The organism is Enterobacter cloacae complex sp. P43RS (assembly GCF_014930585.1).
Lineage (GTDB): Bacteria > Pseudomonadota > Gammaproteobacteria > Enterobacterales > Enterobacteriaceae > Enterobacter > Enterobacter bugandensis.
Window position 1 is genome coordinate 423819 of sequence record NZ_JADBRJ010000005.1, and the last position, 16985, is coordinate 440803.

Sequence of the window (16985 nt, forward strand, 5' to 3'; positions counted from 1 at the left end):
CCGCTATGTCAGAAAGAGGAATGCGTTATGTATTATGGATTTGATATTGGCGGCACCAAGATTGCGCTCGGCGTGTTTGATAAAGACCTCAAACTGCAGTGGGAAACCCGCGTTCCCACGCCGCGCGAAAGCTACGATGAATTTTTAACCGCCATTACTGCGCTGGTGGCGCAGGCGGATGAACGCTTTGGCGTGAAAGGTAGCGTCGGCATTGGTATTCCGGGCATGCCGGAAACCGATGATGGCACGCTGTATGCCGCCAACGTGCCTGCCGCCAGCGGTAAACCGCTCCGCGCCGACCTCTCGGCCCTCCTTGAACGCGACGTGCGTTTAGATAACGATGCCAACTGCTTTGCTCTCTCTGAAGCCTGGGACGATGAATTCCGCCGCTATCCGCTGGTGATGGGGCTGATCCTCGGTACCGGCGTAGGCGGGGGGATTGTCATCAACGGCAAGCCGATTACCGGGCGCAGCTACATCACCGGCGAGTTTGGTCATATCCGTCTCCCGGTGGATGCGCTGGAGGTGGTGGGGCGTGATTTCCCGCTGACCCGCTGCGGCTGCGGCCAGCACGGCTGTATCGAGAATTATCTCTCAGGACGCGGGTTTGCATGGCTTTACGAACACTTCTATCATCAGAAACTTGAGGCCCCTCAAATCATTACCCTGTGGGAGCAGGGGGATGCGCAGGCGCGTGAACACGTCGAGCGCTATCTGGATCTGCTGGCGGTGTGTCTGGGAAATATTCTCACCATCGTCGACCCGGATCTGCTGGTGATCGGGGGAGGGCTGTCAAACTTTACTGCGATAACGGAACGGTTGTCCGGGCGTCTGCCCCGACATTTATTGCCGGTCGCCCGCGTGCCGCGCATTGAACGCGCGCGACACGGGGACGCGGGAGGCATGCGCGGAGCCGCATTCCTTCATCTCACCGATTAGTTTACGAGGTCTTTATGCTGTCGCGTCGCCAGGGTCGACTCAGCCGTTTTCGCAAAAACAAACGCCGCTTACGAGAGCGCTTGCGCCAGCGGATCTTTTTCAGAGACAGAATAATGCCAGAAGCGATGGATAAACCCAGAGTGGTGGTACTGACCGGGGCGGGGATCTCCGCCGAGTCAGGAATTCAAACCTTCCGTGCGGCAGACGGGCTGTGGGAAGAGCACCGCGTCGAGGACGTGGCGACGCCGGAAGGCTTTGCCCGCGATCCGGATCTCGTGCAGGCGTTTTACAACGCTCGCCGTCGGCAGCTTCAGCAGCCTGAGATTGCGCCAAACGCGGCGCATCTGGCGCTGGCGAAGCTGGAAGAGGCGCTCGGGGATCGTTTTCTGCTGGTGACGCAGAATATCGACAACCTGCACGAGCGGGCCGGTAACAAGAACATCATCCACATGCATGGCGAGCTGCTTAAAGTTCGCTGCGCCTGGAGCGGCCAGGTGCTGGACTGGAAAGAGGACGTGCTGCCAGAGGACAAGTGCCACTGCTGCCAGTTCCCGTCGCGCCTGCGTCCGCACGTGGTCTGGTTTGGCGAAATGCCGCTGGGGATGGATGAGATCTACAGCGCGCTGGCGATGGCGGACGTGTTTATCGCTATTGGCACATCAGGGCACGTTTACCCGGCTGCGGGGTTTGTTCACGAAGCGCGACTGCACGGGGCGCATACGGTGGAGCTCAATCTGGAGCCGAGCCAGGTGGGCAGCGAGTTTGAAGAGAAGCAATATGGCCTGGCGAGCGAAGTGGTGCCAGCGTTTGTAGATAAGCTTCTGAAGGGGCTGTAAGAGTAACGGGCGACGTTGCGTCGCCCGTTATGTATTGCATTAACGACCTGCTTTTAACTTCTGATAATACTCTTCGTAAAGGCGGCTCGCGTCGCCTACATCGTTCTGCCATTCTCCTTTGCTGATGGTTTCGGCATCCGGATAGAGTGACTTATCGTTAGCCACGTCAGGCTTCAGCAGCTTGCGGGCGGCCAGGTTTGGCGTCGGGTAGCCAATCGTCTCGGCTACCTGTTTCGCCACGTCCGGACGCAGCAGGAAATTAATCAGCTTCAGCGCACCGTCCACGTTCTTCGCGTTGGCCGGGATCGCGAGGCTATCCATCCAGAAGATCCCGCCTTCCTTCGGCCAGACCACCTCCAGCGGCGTCCCGGCCTGACGGGCAACATACGCAGAGCCGTTCCACACCATCCCCAGGTTTACTTCGCCTTCCATATACGGGTTTGCCGGGTTATCAGAGTTGAATGCCGCCACGTTAGGCATCAGCTTTTTCAGCTCGTTGTAAGCCGCGTCGATCTCTTTCGGATCGGTGGTGTTACCGGAATAGCCAAGTTTACGCAGCGCGATCTGGAACACTTCACGCGCGTCATCGGTTAACAGCAGGCTGCCTTTGTATTCCGGTTTCCACAGATCCGCCCAGCCGGTGACCGTTTTCGGATCGATGGCCTCGCTGTTCACGCCAATCGCCGTCGCGCCCCAGATGTACGGAATGGAGTAGTCGTTATTCGGGTCGAAAGGCTTGTTGAGCATCTCAGGATCGAGGTTTGAAAAATTAGTTAGCTTCGTTTTGTCGATCTTCTGGATCATGCCCTCTTTGCGCATTTTGTCGACAAAGTACGTGGAAGGAACCACCAGATCGTAGGCGCCGTCCTTGTAGGTTTTGAGCTTGGCGTACATGGTTTCATTCGACTCGTAGGTCGAGTAGATCACCTTGATGCCCGTCTCCTTTGTGAATTGCTCCAGCAGGCCCGGCGGCACGTATTCCGTCCAGTTGTAGAAGTAGAGCGTTTTGCTGTCATCAGCGTGCGCGACACCCATGCCGAGCACCAGCGCCGCAGCGGCGAGCATTTTTTTCATTTCATTGTCCCCTGAGATTTTGTTTTATCACGAGCAAGAACCTGGCTGGCGATCACCAGAACCAGCGAAAACAGCAGCAGTATGGTCGCCAGCGCGTTCACCTCCGGTGAGACGCCAACTTTTACCATCGAATAGATCTTCAACGGCAGAATTTCGTAGCTCGGCCCGGTAACGAAGGAGGAAACCACGACGTCATCCATCGACAGGGTAAAGCTGAGCAGCCATCCGGCGGCGACGGCAGGCATCGCCAGCGGCAGGATGATTTTGCGCAGGATGATCATCTCGCTGGCACCCAGATCTTTCGCCGCTTCCAGCATGCGCACGTCGAACCCTTTCAGACGCGCGTAGACGGTGACCACCACAAACGGCAGGCAGAAGGTGATATGGGAAAACAGCAGCGACCAGAAGCCAAGCTGTACGCCCAGCAGCATAAACAGCACCAGCAGCGAAATCGCCATCACGATGTCCGGCGACATCATCACTACAAACAGCATGCCGCTGACGAACGGCTTGCCCCGAAAACGGTAGCGATACAGCGCCACGGCGGTCAGCGAGCCAATCAGCGTGGCGAAGGTGGCGGAGACGATCGCCATCGTCAGCGAGTGCTGTGCGGCCTGCAGCAGGCTGTCATTGTTCATCAGCAGGCTGTACCAGTTGGTGGTAAACCCCTGCCAGTTGATCCCGAACCGCGAGCTGTTAAACGAGTTCACGATCAAAATGATAATCGGGATATAAAGGTAAGCGTAAATGGCGGTCATAAAACCGCCGCGAAGCAGTCGACCGATCATTCGAGTTCCACCTTCTTGTTGAGCAGGCGAGAAGCGCGCCAGTAGACCAGCAGCATCAGCCCCATCACCACCGTGAGCGTAATGCTGGTCGCGGAGCCGAACGGCCAGTCGCGGATGTTCAGGAACTGGCTCTTAATCACGTTGCCGATAAGCAGGTTTTTCGCCCCGCCCATCAGGTCAGAAACGTAGAACAGGCCCATCGCCGGGAGCATCACCAGCAGACAGCCCGCAATAATACCGGGCATGGTCAGCGGAATGATAATGCGGATAAAGGTCTGCAGCTTGCTGGCCCCCAGATCTTTTGCCGCTTCCAGCAGCGGTTTATCGAGCTTCTCAATGCTGGAGTAGAGCGGCATCACCATAAACGGCAGCAGGATATAGACCAGGCCAATGATTACCGCACCTGGGGTAAACATGATGCGCACTGGCGTATCAATCACGCCCAGCCAGAGCAGAAACGCGTTGAGGTAGCCTTTGGTGCTAAGGAAGATTTTCAGCCCGTAGATGCGAATCAGCGAGTTGGTCCAGAACGGCACAATCAGCAGAAACAGCAGCAGCGGGCGCACCTTTTGCGGCAGTCCCGCCAGGAACCATGCGAAAGGGTACCCCAGAAGCAGGCAGGCCACGGTGGCAATCAGCGCCATATTGAGCGAGTGCAACAGCACGTCGAAATAGAGCGGATCGAGCAGGCGCGCGTAGTTGTCCAGCGTAAAGACCAGCGAAACGAAGTTTGCATCGTCGCGGGTCAGGAAGCTGGTGGCGATGATCATCAGGTTGGGTAAAAAGACAAATAACACAAGCCAACCGACGATAGTGGCAATGACCACCTTCTGGAACTTACTTGTGTTCTTCATCAGCCAGCACAACCTCCCAGCTTTCTACCCAGTTGATAACCATTTTCTGGTCAAGAGAGTGGTCAAAGTCAGGATCGTCCTCGTTAAAGAATTCGCTGACCATCACCATTTTGCCGTTCTCCAGTTCCACAACGGACTCGAGGGTCATCCCTTTATAGTTACGTTCGCGAACGTAACCGATCAGACCTTCGACGTCGGCCGTGTCGTGGATCTCATCAACGCGGAGATCTTCCGGGCGCAGCAGGACGTTGAGTTTTTGTCCTTTCTCGACGGCAAAGTTCACGGTGATAATGCAGTCGCGCCCCTCCACGTTCGCGCGAACGCGCTGTGCATCCAGACGCTCAATCACCGTGGCGTTGAAAATATTGATCTCGCCAATAAAGCTGGCGACAAACAGGTTTTTCGGCTCTTCGTAAATTTCACGCGGCGTACCGTCCTGCTCAATCTTACCATCACGCATTACCACGATACGGTCTGACATGGTCAGCGCCTCTTCCTGATCGTGGGTGACAAAGACAAAGGTAATACCGAGCTTGCGCTGTAGCGCTTTCAGCTCGTTCTGCATCTGCTTGCGCAGCTTGTAATCCAGCGCGGAGAGGGATTCATCCAGCAGAAGCAGGCGCGGTTTATTGACGACCGCGCGGGCAATGGCCACGCGCTGCTGCTGACCGCCGGAGAGCTGGTGGGGCTTTCGCTGGGCAAACGTCTCCAGCTGAACCATGCGCAGGGCTTCGGTGACGCGCGGTTCGATCTCATTAGCCGGGGTTTTTTGCATCCGCAGGCCAAACGCCACGTTCTCAAACACGGTCATGTGCGGGAACAGGGCGTAGCTCTGAAAAACGGTATTGACGTGGCGATCTTCGGCAGGAACCTGGGTTATGTCCTGGTTCTCAAGATGGATGCGGCCATTATCAACGCTTTCCAGCCCGGCGATAAGGCGCAGTACGGTGGTTTTGCCGCAGCCGGAAGGGCCAAGCAGCGTAAGAAACTCACCATCATTGATGGTCAGGTTGAGGTCGGAAATGACGTCTTTGCCATCAAAGCTTTTACGAATTCGTTCCAGTTGCACTAGCGGTGAACGAGAACGGGATTGTGTATTCAATTTTTGCGCTGTCCCATATAGACGCCTCAGGCAGCAGACTGAAGCGGGGTTTGTGTGTAACCACCTTGGTGACTCGTAATGAGGGCGGACATTCTACGGCAATCCCCCGTAATCGCCAATCCTTGTCACTGATTCATAAGCTACATTTATTAACGCATAAAGATATAAACGTAAAAAGTTCTCGTTTGCGGGATAAAAGTGACCTGACGCAATATTTGCGTTTTGATGCTTACTGATAATGTTGTCACAAAAAGTGAGGGTGACTGCATGGATAAATTACTTGAGCGTTTTTTACAGTATGTTTCGCTGGATACCCAATCTAAGCCGGGTGTCCGCCAGGTGCCAAGCACCGAAGGCCAGTGGAAGTTGTTAAACCTGCTTAAAGAGCAGCTTGAGGCCATGGGGCTGGTCAACGTCACGTTAAGCGAAAAAGGCACTGTGATGGGAACGCTGCCGGCGAATGTGCCGGGTGATATTCCGGCGATTGGCTTTATTTCTCATGTCGATACCTCACCTGATTTTAGCGGCAAACACGTGAACCCGCAGATCGTGGAAAACTACCGCGGCGGTGATATCGCGCTGGGGATTGGCGACGAAGTGCTCTCTCCGGTGATGTTCCCGGTGCTGCACCAGCTGCTCGGCCAGACGCTGATCACCACCGACGGCAAAACGCTGCTGGGGGCGGATGACAAGGCGGGCATCGCGGAAATCATGACGGCGCTGGCGGTGCTGAAAGGTAAAAACATCCCGCACGGGGACATCCGCGTTGCTTTTACCCCAGATGAAGAGGTGGGTAAGGGCGCGAAGCACTTCGACGTGGACGCTTTTAACGCGCAGTGGGCGTATACCGTCGACGGCGGTGGCGTGGGCGAGCTGGAGTATGAAAACTTCAACGCGGCGTCGGTGACCATAAAAATTGTCGGAAACAACGTTCACCCAGGGTCTGCCAAAGGGGTGATGGTGAACGCGCTGTCGCTGGCGTCGCGTATTCATGCGGAAGTCCCGGCGGAAGAGAGCCCTGAACAGACAGAGGGGTACGAGGGCTTTTATCACCTCACCAGCATCAAAGGCACCGTGGACAGCGCGCAGATGCACTACATCATCCGCGATTTTGACCGTAAAGCTTTTGAGGCGCGCAAGCGCAAAATGATGGAGATCGCCAAGAAGGTTGGGAAGGGATTGCATCCTGACTGCTATATTGAGCTGATCATTGAAGACAGCTATTACAATATGCGCGACAAGGTGATGGCCCATCCGCACATTCTGGATATCGCCCAGCAGGCGATGCGAGACTGCGATATTGAACCGGTCTTAAAACCGATTCGCGGCGGAACTGACGGCTCGCAGCTATCGTTTATGGGGCTGCCGTGCCCGAACCTGTTTACCGGGGGCTATAACTACCACGGCAAGCATGAGTTTGTGACGCTGGAAGGGATGGAAAAGGCGGTGAAGGTGATTGTGCGCATAGCCGAGTTAACCGCTAAACGCTAAAAAAATGCCCGGTGGCGCAGCGCCACCGGGCATTGTCACAACTCAGTCCTCAAAGAACCAGTACCCGCTGTTGACCAGCGCGGCCAGCATCGCGAGGAAGGATGGGTCTTCCAGCGCGTCACCAAAGGTTTCTGAAGTCAGTACCATATGGCTGGCAATGGCTTCCAGCGCCGGACGGTGCGGGGAGTCGAGCTTCTCACCGTTGACGAAGACCTCTTCACCAATGCGCAGCACGCGTAATCCGCCCAGACGAACCAGCTTGTCACCCTGCTGCAGCGCATCATAGATCTCATCTGCCTGATACGGCGGCTCCGGCGGTGCAACGTCCAGCTCGTGGCGTGACTGGCTGATAAATTCGCCAAACCACTGCCTGAAATGTTCCGGCTCGTTGATCAGATCCAGCATCATGCCGCGCAGCTTATCCAGCTCTTCTGGCACGATGTCTGCCGGATGCTCGCGCGCAGGCACATCCGGATCGCTGTAGCGATAGCTTCCCAGCTCGCGCTGCAGGACATAGTCGGCAAAGCCGCTGATCATTTCGCGGCCGCTTGGCGCACGGAACCCGACAGAGTAGTTCAGCGAGTTCTCCAGGGAGTAACCTTCGTGAGGGAATCCTGGCGGAATGTAGAGAATATCGCCTGGCTCCAGCTCTTCGTCGATAATGCCTTCGAACGGATCCACCTGAAGCAGATCCGGGTGCGGGCAGTGCTGCTTCATCGGCACTTTTTCGCCCACGCGCCAGCGGCGGCGGCCCGTGCCCTGAATGATAAACACGTCGTACTGGTCCAGATGCGGACCCACGCCGCCGCCAGGTACGGAGAAGGAGATCATCAGATCGTCCATTCGCCAGTCTGGCAGGGCGCGGAACGGGCGCATTAGCGCGGCAGTCGGCTCGTGCCAGTGGTTAACCGCCTGCACCAGCAGCGACCAGTTGCTTTCGCCGAGATGATCGTAGCTTTCGAAAGGACCGTGGCTGACCTGCCATTTCCCGTCCTGGTGGCTGACCAGACGGCTGTCGACTTCGTTTTCCATGGCCAGACCGGCCAGCTCGTCAGGTGAGATAGGGTCGACAAAGTTGCTGAACCCGCGTTTCAGAACCACCGGGCGCTTTTGCCAGTAACGTTCAATAAACTCGGGCCAGTTAAGTGTTAAATGATAATCCATATTTTTTTATCCGCAGGCTCTTACTGACTCGGATTATAACGGAAGCTCAGCCCCCCGGCTGCGAGATCCTCGCATTTTTCACATAACGGGTTAACTATCATCCGATGTGGGCTGCTGACGACCAAAAATCACTTCCATTCTGGCCCCGCCGAGCAAGCTTTCGCTGGTTTCGATTTTTCCGTCATACTGGTCGACAATCTCGCGGGCGACGGCTAAACCCACGCCCTGACCGGGGCGCAGCGTATCCGCTCGCTGACCGCGATCGAACACCACATCACGTTTATTAATCGGGATCCCGGGGCCATCATCCTCAACGATAATGTGTAACTCGTTATCCGTCTGGCGCGCCGATACTTCAACAAACTCCAGGCAGTATTTACAGGCGTTATCCAGCAGGTTCCCCATCACTTCCATAAAGTCATTTTTTTCGCCAACAAAGCTAATCTCAGGCGAAATATCGAGGCTGATGTTCACCCCTTTACGCTGATACACCTTGTTAAGGGCGGACGTGAGATTATCCAGCAGCGGGGCCACCGGGTGCAGTTCGCGGCTCAGGAGCGCGCTGCCGGAACGCATGCTGGCGCGGTGCAGATAGTAGCCAATTTGCTGCGAGATTCGGCTGATTTGTTCCAGCATCACCGGCTCGGCATCGTCGACGCTCAGCCTTGAGCTGCGCATGGAACGCAGGGTGCTTTGCATTACGGCCAGCGGCGTTTTCAGGCTGTGGGTGAGGTCGGTCAGGGTCGTACGGTACTTATCATAGCGTTCACGCTCGCTTTTCAGCAGGCGATTGAGGTTACGCACCAGACTGGTCAGCTCACGGGTGGTTTCCGGATTGAGCTTTTCACGATGATGTTCCTCAAGCTCGCGCACCTCTCGCGCCAGGGACTCAATAGGGCGCAAGCTCCACCACGCCGCCACCCAAAGCAGCGGGATCACCAGCAGCAGGTTTGCGGCCAGAACATAAACGAACCAGCCCCAGACCTTATAGGAACGTTTTAGCTCAACCGGAATGGTGTCGATCACCACAATGGTTAACTGCGGCATGTTCATGGTCGCCGGGTAGATATTGATCGCCACCGAGTGCGTCAATTCCGTCTCGGCATCGTCAGCCCGGATTTCATTGAGCTTTTGCTGCATCGAGCGATCTTCGCGAATCAGCGTGCTGGTGGTATTGAGATCGGCTTCTATCTCATGAAACCCGTTGGTTTTGAGCCACTCCGGACGAATGCTTTTCGCCAGCCACGGAATATCGCGTTGCGCCCAAAGCAACTTTCCCTTTTCATTGTAAATCAAGGCTAAAGTAGGACTCTGTTGATCCAGGTTCTCTGGCATTTCAACGGTGATGTGGTTGTCTTCCCATGTGGCCAGGGTATAGAACAGATTACTTTCGCCGCGTAACAGTCGAAAGGTCGTTTTATCGAAGCTGACGCTGTAGCCCACCAGGGCGACCAGACCGTAGGAGAGCGACAGCACCAGCACCACCGCGGCGGTTGCCAGTAAAAAACGAACCCGCAGCGAGAGGGGCAGAATGTGGCGCAAAATCCGTTTCATTTAGCGTAATTCGAACAGGTAGCCCTGGCCGCGGACGGTCGTAATCACGTCCTGTGGATACTGCGCCTGAATTTTCTTACGCAAACGGCCCATCAGCACGTCTATGGTGTGACTCTCGCGCAGCTCAGCGTCAGGGTAGAGCTGGAGCATTAAGGAGTCTTTGCTCACTACTTTTCCGCTGTTACGGATCAGCGTTTCCATAATGGTGTATTCGAACGCGGTGAGCTTGATCACTTCATCGTTAATCGACAGCTCGCGACGGGAGAGATCCACCTGGAAAGGCGGAATGGAGATAACCTGTGAAGCCAGCCCGCTGTTGCGGCGTAACAGCGCCTGCATGCGCGCCGCCACTTCTTCAATGTGAAACGGTTTGGTGACGTAATCATCCGCACCGGCGCTGAGCACTTCAACTTTGTCCTGCCAGCCTTCGCGGGCGGTGAGAACCAGAACCGGCAGGGAAACGTCATGGCTGCGCCAGCGACGAATTAACGACAGGCCGTCTTCATCAGGCAGGCCTAAATCGACAATGGCGATGTCCGGCAGGTGTTCATTGAGATAATAATCGGCTTCTTTTGCATCTTCAGCATCATCCACCTGATGTCCCATCTCCTGAAGCTGAACCTTCAGGTGGTGGCGTAGCAATGCGTTATCCTCAACAACCAGTACGCGCATCATCTTTTCTCCCAGAATAAATAGTATGAATAGTTTAACGCTGATTATGTTGCTGTGGGGATAAACATTCAGTAAACCGGGGAAAAGCAACCCCCTTTCCGGGCGGAAAGGGGGGGAAGGAACATTACTTCAGCTCATCAACCATGGTGATGGCGCGGCCAATGTAATTCGCCGGAGTCATGGCCTTCAGGCGGGTTTTCTCTTCTTCCGGCAGTGCCAGACCGTCGATAAACTGTTTCATGCCTTCGGCATCGACGCGTTTACCGCGTGTCAGCTCTTTCAGCTTCTCGTACGGTTTTTCGATACCGTAGCGGCGCATCACGGTCTGAATCGGCTCTGCCAATACTTCCCAGTTGTGATCCAGCTCGTCAAGAAGACGATCACGGTTCACTTCGAGCTTGCTCACGCCCTTCAGGGTGGACTGATACGCGATCAGCGCGTAGCCAATGCCCACGCCCAGGTTACGCAGCACGGTGGAGTCGGTCAGGTCGCGCTGCCAGCGGGAAACCGGCAGCTTGCTCGCCATATGCTGCAGCACGGCATTCGCCAGGCCCAGGTTGCCTTCGGAGTTTTCGAAGTCGATTGGGTTCACTTTGTGCGGCATGGTGGAAGAGCCAATTTCCCCGGCGATGGTCTTCTGCTTGAAGTGGTTCAGCGCGATGTAGCCCCACACGTCGCGATCGAAGTCGATCAGGATGGTGTTGAAGCGCGCGATGCAGTCAAACAGCTCTGCAATGTAGTCGTGCGGCTCAATCTGGGTGGTGTACGGGTTCCACTGGATCCCCAGAGAGGTCACGAACTCTTCGCTGAACTGATGCCAGTCCACTTCCGGGTAAGCGGCAATGTGGGCATTGTAGTTACCGACCGCGCCGTTAATTTTACCCAGAATTTCAACCTGCTCCAGCTGACGGTATTGGCGCTCCATACGGTACGCCACGTTCGCCATCTCTTTACCCATCGTGGATGGGGTGGCTGGCTGGCCGTGAGTACGGGAAAGCAGCGGAATGTCACGGTATTCCACGGACAGCGCTTTCACCGCGTCGATGATTTTACGCCAGTAAGGCAGCACCACTTCTTTACGCGCGGTGGAGAGCATCAGCGCGTGAGACAGGTTATTGATATCTTCGGACGTACAGGCGAAGTGAATGAACTCGGATACCGCATGCAGGGCCGGGACGCTTTCCACTTTCTCTTTCAGGAAATACTCAACCGCTTTCACGTCGTGGTTGGTGGTGCGTTCAATGGTCTTAATGCGCGCGGCATCTTCTTCGCTAAACTCAGCAACGATTTTATCAAGGTAATCGTTTGCCTTTTCGTCAAAAGCAGGAACTTCCTTGATTGCTGCCTGGGCGGCCAGCTTCTGCAGCCAGCGTACTTCAACCTGAACACGGAACTTCAGCAAACCATATTCGCTGAAGATCCCGCGCAGCGCGCTGACTTTATCGCCGTAGCGTCCATCGACAGGGGATACGGCGGTCAGTGAGGATAATTCCATAATTCGCAACTCCGGGAGGTTAACAATGAGCAAGAATTTGTTTTGCCTGAGTAGTCAGGCGATTACGAGAAAACATTAACTGCAGGCGGCCACCGCCAACCTGATGCCACAGCACGGCGGCGCGGATCCCAGCCAGCAGGGAAGCGCGGACCTTCGCCTGCACCTGCGGGCTTTGCAGTACGGCAGGGGAGCCGGTGACCTGAATGCGCGGGCCCAGCGGGCTGATGACGTCAACGTAAATGCCCGCCATGGCGCTCAGCAGCGTTTCAGACTGCAGGTCAAAATGGTCGAGCTGACGCTGTAGCCCGGCGATGCGATCGCCCAGGGTATTGAGCGCGCCTTTTGCCGCGCTCAGCTTACGCTCAAGCACCATCAGGCTTAAGGTGTAGCGGGTCAGTTCCGCGTTTAACCCCTGACGGCTACTGGCGTTGAGCACGCCAAGCAGGGTTTCAAGACCGAGACGAAGATTGGTTTCGCTGCCGCCGAACACGCCCAGGGTTGAACCGGGGTTGAGGTCGATAACGCTGTTGAGCGAAACGTGCAGGGCATCAGCGTCACAGTGACCCTGATGCGCCAGCTGTTGCACCAGACGAGCAGACTGGCAAATTCCTGCCAGCGCAAGGGTGATGTCATAATAATTCTTCGCCACACGGTCTCCTTTATGTGTGCAATCGGTTAAACAGCGGGCAGCGGCAGGCGCTGTTCAATGATCCCGCCGCCCAGGCAGATTTCGCCGCTGTAGAAGACAGCAGACTGGCCCGGGGTAACGGCGGCGACCGGCTCGTCGAAACGGACGTCAATACGGTCGTCATCAAGCGCGGTGATGGTGCAAGGAATATCGGTCTGGCGGTAGCGCGTTTTCACCGTGCAGCGCAGCGTGCCTTTCAGGGGCTCGCGATCGACCCAGTGCAACTGCTGTGCGATAAGGCCAACGGACATCAGACGCGGGTGGTCGTGACCCTGAGCCACCACCAGAATATTGTTTTCGACGTCTTTGTCGACCACGTACCACGGATCTTCGCTGCCTTCTTTCGTCCCACCAATACCCAGGCCTTTACGCTGGCCTAAGGTGTGGTACATCAGCCCCTGATGCTGACCAATCTCGTCGCCATCAACGGTGACAATTTTACCTGGCTGTGCAGGCAGGTAGCGGCCCAGGAAATCACGGAATTTGCGCTCGCCGATAAAGCAGATACCGGTGGAGTCTTTTTTCTTCGCGGTGATCAGGTCCAGCTCTTCGGCAATTTTACGCACTTCCGGCTTTTCCAGTTCGCCGACCGGGAACAGGCTTTGCGCAATCTGTTCGTGGCTCAGCGTATAAAGGAAGTAGCTCTGGTCTTTATTGCCGTCGAGGCCGCGCAGCAGCTGGCTTTTGCCATTCACGTCCGCACGACGCACGTAGTGACCGGTCGCAATGTAGTCAGCGCCCAGATCTTCCGCGGCGAATTCCAAGAAAGCTTTAAATTTGATCTCTTTGTTGCACAGAATATCCGGGTTCGGGGTACGGCCCGCTTTGTACTCTTCCAGGAACAGTTCAAAGACGTTGTCCCAGTATTCTGCGGCAAAGTTAACGGTGTGCAGTTCAATGCCGAGCTTGTCGCATACGGCCTGCGCGTCGGCGAGATCCGCTGCGGCAGTGCAGTATTCCTCGCCATCGTCTTCCTCCCAGTTCTTCATGAACAGGCCCTCCACCTTATAGCCCTGTTGCTGTAACAGGTAGGCGGAAACGGAGGAATCGACACCGCCGGACATGCCGACGATCACTTTTTTCTGGCTGTTATCTGACATGGAATACTCACGACATTGAACTTCAAGGCGGCGTATTCTATCACGCCCCCCCACCGTTGACACCCTCTGTAAACGGCCAGTTAAATTCTCCGATGACACCCAGCGGCAGGCGTGCGCCTGACTGCCAGCAGCGGATGCTTTCCGCAACCAGCGGCGAGCGCAGGTTTGGCGCGTTCAGGATCTCCTCGGCTGTGACCCACAGGCAGCGATCGATATCGTCATCATGCGGTTCTGTGGCGCACGTTTCGCTAAGCTCAACGGCGAATAAAAAGCGCAGGAATGGGGTGCTGTCGGGCGCAATCCACTGGTGCATGCGAATGAAGTGCTGGGGCTCAGCGCGAATGCCGGTCTCTTCCCAGAGCTCGCGCTTCGCGGCCTGCAGCAACGTTTCATTGGCTTCAAGATGCCCGGCAGGCTGATTCCACAGCGCCCTGCCGTTGATGCTCTCTTCCACAACGAGGAATTTTCCCTGCGCGTGCACCACGCAGGCAACCGTAACATGAGGTTTAAACATCGTTTCTCCTTAAGGGGCAGCGTCGCGCCATTCGCCGTTTGCCAGCGTATCCAGCGTGTAGCTGCCCATGGCGTAGCGAATCAGACGTAGGGTAGGGAAGCCGACGTGCGCGGTCATTCGCCTCACCTGGCGGTTGCGGCCTTCATACAGGGTGATTTTGAGCCAGCTTGTCGGGATGGATTTGCGCTCGCGAATGGGCGGGTTACGCGGCCACAGCCACTCCGGCTCATTCACGCGTTCAACACCGGCGGGCAGGGTGGGACCGTCGTTCAGCGTCACCCCGCTGCGCAGTTTCGCCAGCGTCTCTTCGTCCGGCTCGCCTTCAACCTGCACAAAGTAAATTTTGCCGGTGCGTTTGCCCGGTTGTGTAAGCTTTGCCTGTAGGGCGCCGTCGTTGGTTAGGACCAAAAGTCCTTCGCTGTCCCGGTCCAGGCGACCGGCGGCGTAGACGCCCTGAACAGGGATGTAATCCTTGAGCGTGCTGCGTCCGGCCTCATCGGTAAACTGCGGCAAAACATCGTAGGGTTTATTGAACAGAATAACCCGCTTTGGCTGGGTTTCTTGCGGTCGTCTGGCGGCTTGTCGCGAGCTGAATCGCTCAACCCGGTGTTTTGTAAAAGAAGTTTTCTTCATGGTATTTTCAGGCGTTATCAATTGCCGCATTATAGCCTAATAACGAAGACCTTTCATGGCGCAGGACAATCAGGTACTATCGAAGGGCTCATTACAATTTATTAACATAAGATCAGTAACAACCAGAAGCGCTCGAAGGAGAGGTTAATGGAAAGCAAAGTAGTTGTTCCGGCGGAAGGTAAAAAGATCACCCTGCAAAACGGCAAGATTAACGTTCCTCACAATCCGATTATTCCGTTCATCGAAGGCGACGGTATCGGTGTAGACGTTACCCCGGCAATGCTGAAAGTGGTTGATGCCGCTGTTGAGAAAGCCTACAAAGGCGAGCGTAAAATTTCCTGGATGGAAATTTACACCGGTGAGAAATCGACGCAAGTTTATGGCCAGGACGTCTGGCTGCCAGCGGAAACGCTGGACCTGATCCGCGACTACCGCGTTGCTATTAAAGGCCCACTGACCACTCCGGTCGGCGGCGGCATCCGTTCCCTGAACGTGGCGCTGCGTCAGGAGCTGGACCTGTACGTGTGTCTGCGTCCGGTTCGTTACTATCAGGGCACCCCAAGCCCGGTTAAGCACCCTGAACTGACCGACATGGTTATCTTCCGCGAAAACTCAGAAGACATCTACGCGGGTATCGAGTGGAAAGCGGACTCTGCTGATGCAGAAAAAGTGATTAAATTCCTGCGCGAAGAGATGGGCGTGAAGAAAATTCGCTTCCCTGAGCACTGCGGTATCGGCATTAAGCCGTGCTCTGAAGAAGGGACCAAGCGCCTGGTGCGTGCGGCCATCGAATACGCGATCACCAACGACCGTGATTCTGTGACCCTGGTTCACAAGGGCAACATCATGAAGTTCACCGAAGGCGCGTTCAAAGACTGGGGCTACCAGCTGGCGACCGAAGAGTTCGGCGGTGAGCTGATCGACGGCGGCCCGTGGCAGAAGATCAAGAACCCGAACACCGGCAAAGAGATCATCATTAAAGATGTGATCGCCGATGCGTTCCTGCAGCAGATCCTGCTGCGTCCTGCTGAATACGACGTGATCGCCTGTATGAACCTGAACGGTGACTACATTTCTGACGCCCTGGCGGCACAGGTTGGCGGTATCGGTATCGCCCCTGGCGCGAACATCGGCGACGAGTGCGCCCTGTTCGAAGCAACCCACGGTACTGCACCAAAATACGCAGGCCAGGACAAAGTGAACCCAGGCTCTATCATCCTCTCCGCAGAGATGATGCTGCGTCATATGGAATGGTTCGAAGCCGCAGACCTGATTGTTAAAGGTATGGAAGGCGCGATCAACGCGAAAACCGTAACCTATGACTTCGAACGTCTGATGGAAGGCGCTAAGCTGCTGAAATGCTCAGAGTTTGGCGACGCGATTATCGCGAACATGTAATCCAGATTCTGGGTTAAACAAGAGCGGGAGCCGATTGGTTCCCGTTTTTATTATTAGTTTTCGAACGGTTATCAACAATTTATCAAAATAGATTATCAAAATCCTCTCTTAATCAGATGTTTTTCCCTATTATTTCCGCATTTTCCAAAACAATTTACCAGACGGCATACAGGTTACTATAAGCATATAATATGTATTCGGGCGTTGTAGTTTCCAAACTATCAGAAATGTATACAACGTCGGTTCTCATATCCTTTTGCTATTTTATCTGGGAATCACTGGTTCCTGTTGATTTCCTTAGTCAATATACAAAAATATACATTTCATTGTGTGATTATAACTTTTTCTTGCGTATTTATATGCTGGTAACACAATTTTATCTCTGTATATTTAAGAGAAATTTTTGGAGGATTTATGCATAAAATTAAGCTTGCAGTGCTGTTTCTTTTTATTTGCGTTTTTAACACGACTGTATCTGCTAGTAATTCAATGTCTATGAATTATGCCATAGGCAAGAAAAATGGGGCAGAAAATATGCATGGAATGAATATCATGTTTAGACACGATATGAATAATTTCGCACTGGTCGCATCAGGCACTTATATACAGAACACCAGCGGATCTGGATATTCTTATTTAAAGAATAAATATGCATCTATTATGCCGGGTATAGCATTTAACAT

General features: G+C 54.9%; 17 protein-coding genes. 5 read left to right on the forward strand and 12 right to left on the reverse strand.

Annotated features, from left to right (window positions below):
• Positions 1-27 precede the first annotated feature (27 nt).
• Positions 28-939, forward strand: coding sequence for an N-acetylglucosamine kinase (gene nagK, locus IM294_RS13490; RefSeq protein WP_028012741.1), 912 nt, complete (start codon positions 28-30; stop codon positions 937-939).
• A 14-nt stretch (positions 940-953) separates the two neighbouring features.
• Entirely contained in the window at positions 954-1775 is an 822-nt protein-coding gene (gene cobB, locus IM294_RS13495; RefSeq protein ID WP_041910499.1) for a Sir2 family NAD+-dependent deacetylase, read from the forward strand.
• 39 nt (positions 1776-1814) lie between these two features.
• Here cobB and potD read toward each other — a convergent pair whose 3' ends face one another.
• The 4 genes from potD to potA are packed head-to-tail and all read right to left on the reverse strand — an operon-like array spanning position 1815 to position 5623.
• Positions 1815-2849 carry a spermidine/putrescine ABC transporter substrate-binding protein PotD gene (potD, locus tag IM294_RS13500; protein ID WP_059356886.1) on the reverse strand — a complete coding sequence of 345 codons (1035 nt, stop codon included), beginning with the start codon at positions 2847-2849 and terminating at the stop codon, positions 1815-1817.
• Positions 2846-3637, reverse strand: a complete 792-nt coding sequence (gene potC / locus IM294_RS13505; RefSeq protein WP_048959704.1) for a spermidine/putrescine ABC transporter permease PotC — start codon at positions 3635-3637, stop codon at positions 2846-2848. Before potC ends, potD begins: the two co-directional genes overlap by 4 nt.
• Positions 3634-4491 carry a spermidine/putrescine ABC transporter permease PotB gene (gene potB / locus IM294_RS13510; protein ID WP_041910497.1) on the reverse strand — a complete coding sequence of 286 codons (858 nt, stop codon included), beginning with the start codon at positions 4489-4491 and terminating at the stop codon, positions 3634-3636. Before potB ends, potC begins: the two co-directional genes overlap by 4 nt.
• A complete protein-coding gene (gene potA / locus IM294_RS13515; protein WP_169804854.1) occupies positions 4475-5623 on the reverse strand; it encodes a spermidine/putrescine ABC transporter ATP-binding protein PotA in 1149 nt (382 codons plus the stop codon). Before potA ends, potB begins: the two co-directional genes overlap by 17 nt.
• A gap of 237 nt (positions 5624-5860) precedes the next feature.
• Here potA and pepT point away from each other — a divergent pair, with 237 nt between their 5' ends.
• Positions 5861-7084 carry a peptidase T gene (pepT, locus tag IM294_RS13520; protein WP_032644861.1) on the forward strand — a complete coding sequence of 408 codons (1224 nt, stop codon included), beginning with the start codon at positions 5861-5863 and terminating at the stop codon, positions 7082-7084.
• A 42-nt stretch (positions 7085-7126) separates the two neighbouring features.
• Here the strand turns inward: pepT and IM294_RS13525 are convergent, their stop codons facing one another.
• From IM294_RS13525 to rluE, 8 genes are all read right to left on the reverse strand, one after another.
• Positions 7127-8248, reverse strand: coding sequence for a cupin domain-containing protein (locus IM294_RS13525; protein ID WP_126817552.1), 1122 nt, complete (start codon positions 8246-8248; stop codon positions 7127-7129).
• A gap of 90 nt (positions 8249-8338) precedes the next feature.
• Entirely contained in the window at positions 8339-9802 is a 1464-nt protein-coding gene (gene phoQ / locus IM294_RS13530; protein ID WP_126817550.1) for a two-component system sensor histidine kinase PhoQ, read from the reverse strand.
• Positions 9803-10474 carry a two-component system response regulator PhoP gene (gene phoP, locus IM294_RS13535; protein ID WP_025911763.1) on the reverse strand — a complete coding sequence of 224 codons (672 nt, stop codon included), beginning with the start codon at positions 10472-10474 and terminating at the stop codon, positions 9803-9805.
• Positions 10475-10598: 124 nt separating this feature from the next.
• Positions 10599-11969 (reverse strand): adenylosuccinate lyase, encoded by a 1371-nt coding sequence (gene purB / locus IM294_RS13540; protein WP_014883421.1) that lies wholly within the window; start codon positions 11967-11969, stop codon positions 10599-10601.
• A gap of 19 nt (positions 11970-11988) precedes the next feature.
• A complete protein-coding gene (hflD, locus tag IM294_RS13545; protein ID WP_013097081.1) occupies positions 11989-12618 on the reverse strand; it encodes a high frequency lysogenization protein HflD in 630 nt (209 codons plus the stop codon).
• 26 nt (positions 12619-12644) lie between these two features.
• Positions 12645-13757, reverse strand: a complete 1113-nt coding sequence (mnmA, locus tag IM294_RS13550) for a tRNA 2-thiouridine(34) synthase MnmA (protein ID WP_028012751.1) — start codon at positions 13755-13757, stop codon at positions 12645-12647.
• Positions 13758-13797: 40 nt separating this feature from the next.
• Positions 13798-14271 (reverse strand): NUDIX hydrolase, encoded by a 474-nt coding sequence (locus IM294_RS13555; protein WP_028012752.1) that lies wholly within the window; start codon positions 14269-14271, stop codon positions 13798-13800.
• 9 nt (positions 14272-14280) lie between these two features.
• Positions 14281-14934, reverse strand: coding sequence for a 23S rRNA pseudouridine(2457) synthase RluE (gene rluE, locus IM294_RS13560; RefSeq protein ID WP_045630114.1), 654 nt, complete (start codon positions 14932-14934; stop codon positions 14281-14283).
• Positions 14935-15051: 117 nt separating this feature from the next.
• Here rluE and icd point away from each other — a divergent pair, with 117 nt between their 5' ends.
• Together icd and IM294_RS22100 are read left to right on the forward strand one after the other, a co-directional pair.
• Positions 15052-16302, forward strand: a complete 1251-nt coding sequence (gene icd / locus IM294_RS13565) for an NADP-dependent isocitrate dehydrogenase (protein WP_003857898.1) — start codon at positions 15052-15054, stop codon at positions 16300-16302.
• A gap of 414 nt (positions 16303-16716) precedes the next feature.
• Positions 16717-16985 (forward strand): hypothetical protein (locus tag IM294_RS22100; RefSeq protein WP_227015609.1); only part of this gene is annotated, 269 nt, incomplete at its 3' end.